Source organism: Halomonas sp. PBN3 (assembly GCF_000475415.1).
Classification (GTDB): domain Bacteria; phylum Pseudomonadota; class Gammaproteobacteria; order Pseudomonadales; family Halomonadaceae; genus Halomonas; species Halomonas shengliensis.
On the sequence record NZ_AXCA01000094.1, the window covers coordinates 1 to 381 of the forward strand.

General features: G+C 49.3%; 1 tRNA gene. It reads right to left on the reverse strand.

Features of this window, described 5'->3' with window-relative positions:
• Positions 1-188: 188 nt before the first annotated feature.
• Positions 189-264 (reverse strand) — tRNA-Ala (locus tag Q673_RS23530).
• Positions 265-381: the final 117 nt, after the last annotated feature.

The following is a 381-nucleotide window of genomic DNA, read 5'->3' on the forward strand; positions in this document are numbered from 1 at the left end:
GATACGCTTGAGACGTATCTCGTGTCTCTTCCTCTCGGAAGAAACATTGTCAGCATGATTCACATTGTTAAAGAGCAATTAAAGCTAGAAGCTTTAAGCTGGAAGCTTGAAGAACAAGCGTCTAGCTTAATACTTCACCGACTGTGGGGTTTTCTTTCAGCTTCAAGCTTATGACCTCAAGCTTGAGTTGGTGGAGCCTAGCGGGATCGAACCGCTGACCTCCTGCGTGCAAGGCAGGCGCTCTCCCAGCTGAGCTAAGGCCCCTCTGATACCGGTCATCCGGAATTTTATTCAGAACACGGCATTTTGTGGCGACGCCTAGCCTGCTAGGCGAGTCACAAAATAACGCAGGACTGGATAAAATTTGGTGGGTCTGGGCAG